The sequence below is a fragment of the Streptomyces turgidiscabies Car8 genome (genome assembly GCF_000331005.1).
Lineage (GTDB): Bacteria > Actinomycetota > Actinomycetes > Streptomycetales > Streptomycetaceae > Streptomyces > Streptomyces turgidiscabies.
Genome location: NZ_AEJB01000330.1, coordinates 1 through 2216, shown reverse-complemented (window position 1 = coordinate 2216; position 2216 = coordinate 1). Strand labels below are relative to the sequence as shown.

Here is a 2216-nt window from a genome sequence, read left to right as displayed (position 1 = left end):
GTACAGCCCACGGTGATCCACTGCTCGTCCCAGACGCGGTGGGTGACGGCAGTCGCCGTCGCCCGCGCGTCGAGCGACGGTGTGACCGGCGCACCGCACGCGCACGGATACGACGGCGCCGCGTACAGATGCTCGCGCAGGCAGGCCGGACACCGCACCGGCATGCTCTCGGCCATGGCCAACTCCACTACGTGACGTCGGGGTCAGAGCCCCATCGTGCTCCACCTGACCCCCGCTTGTCCGTCTCTTGACGGCCTTCGCGCGCCCACTTACATTGTTTCCAGATAGCAGAAAACAGATTCCACAATGCGGAATAATTACCAGGGTCACGGAAGCTTTCTCTCTCCGCGGGGCGCGACGGGAGCACGAATCCGAGGAGTTGCTCAATGGCTCGTATGACCGCTGCCCGCGCGGCAGTCGAGATCCTCAAGCGGGAGGGCGTCACGCACGCGTTCGGTGTCCCCGGCGCGGCGATCAACCCCTTCTACGCGGCCCTCAGCGCCGCCGGCGGGATCAGCCACACCCTCGCCCGGCATGTCGAGGGCGCCTCGCACATGGCCGAGGGCTACACCCGCACCCATCCCGGCAACATCGGTGTGTGCGTGGGCACTTCGGGCCCCGCCGGCACCGACATGATCACGGGGCTGTACTCCGCGACGGGCGACTCGATCCCGATCCTCTGCATCACCGGGCAGGCACCCACCGCCGTGATCCACAAGGAGGACTTCCAGGCCGTCGACATCGCCTCCATCGCCCGGCCGGTCACGAAGATGGCCACCACCGTGCTGGAGGCCGGCCAGGTCCCCGGCGTCCTCCAGCAGGCCTTCCACCTGATGCGCTCGGGCCGCCCAGGGCCGGTCCTCGTCGACCTGCCTGTCGACGTCCAGCAGACGGAGATCGAGTTCGACCCGGAGACCTACGCACCGCTGCCCGTGCACAAGCCGGCCGCGACCCGCGCACAGATCGAGAAGGCGCTCACGCTGCTGAACGCGTCACGCCGGCCGCTGATCGTGGCCGGGGGCGGCATCATCAACGCCGACGCCGCCGAACTCCTCGTCGAGTTCGCCGAGTTGACGGGCGTCCCGGTCGTCCCCACCCTCATGGGCTGGGGCGCACTGCCGGACGACCACGACCTGAACGCCGGCATGGTCGGCCTCCAGACCTCGCACCGCTACGGCAACGCCACCTTCCTCGAGTCCGACTTCGTCCTCGGCATCGGCAACCGCTGGGCCAACCGCCACACCGGCCGGCTCGACGTCTACACGGCCGGCCGCACCTTCGTCCACGTCGACATCGAACCCACGCAGATCGGCCGCATCTTCGCCCCCGACTACGGCATCGCCTCCGACGCGAAGGCCGCACTGGAGCTTTTCGTCACCGTGGCAAGGGAGTTGAAGGACGCGGGTGGCCTCCCCGACCGCTCCGAGTGGGCGGCGGCGACCCAGGAACGCAGGGCGCGCCTGCAGCGGCGTACGCACTTCGACGACATCCCGATCAAGCCGCAGCGCGTGTACGAGGAGATGAACAAGGTCTTCGGCCCCGAGACGCGGTACGTGACCACGATCGGCCTCTCCCAGATCGCCGGCGCCCAGCTGCTGCACGTCTACCGGCCCCGGCACTGGATCAACTGCGGCCAGGCGGGCCCCCTCGGCTGGACCATCCCGGCCGCGCTGGGTGTCGCCGTCGCCGACCCTGAGGCGTCCGTGGTGGCCCTCTCCGGCGACTACGACTTCCAGTTCATGATCGAGGAGCTGGCGGTCGGCGCCCAGCACCGCATCCCGTACGTCCATGTCCTGGTGAACAACTCCTACCTGGGCCTGATCCGGCAGGCGCAGCGGGCCTTCGACATCGACTTCCAGGTCAACCTGGAGTTCGAGAACCTCAACTCGCCGGAACTGGGCGCCTACGGCGTCGACCACGTCAAGGTCGCCGAGGGCCTCGGCTGCAAGGCGATCCGGGTGACGGACCCGGCCGAACTGGCCACCGCCTTCGAGCAGGCGAAGAAGCTCGCGGCGGAGCACCGGGTGCCGGTGGTCGTCGAGGCGATCCTGGAGCGCGTCACGAACATCTCCATGTCGACGACCAACGACATAGGAAACGTGGTGGAGTTCGAGGACATCGCGACCGAGCCGGGCCATGCGCCGACGTCCATCAGGACGCTGAGGGTCTGACGCCGAGGACGACAAGGACGCCGGGACGGCTGGGACATGGAGAAG

General features: G+C 68.5%; 1 protein-coding gene. It reads left to right on the top strand.

The genetic code is table 11. The features are described from left to right. Positions 1-386: 386 nt before the first annotated feature. Positions 387-2171: a glyoxylate carboligase gene (gene gcl / locus STRTUCAR8_RS22220; RefSeq protein WP_006378161.1), complete on the top strand. Its 1785-nt coding sequence runs from the start codon at positions 387-389 to the stop codon at positions 2169-2171. Positions 2172-2216 lie beyond the last annotated feature (45 nt).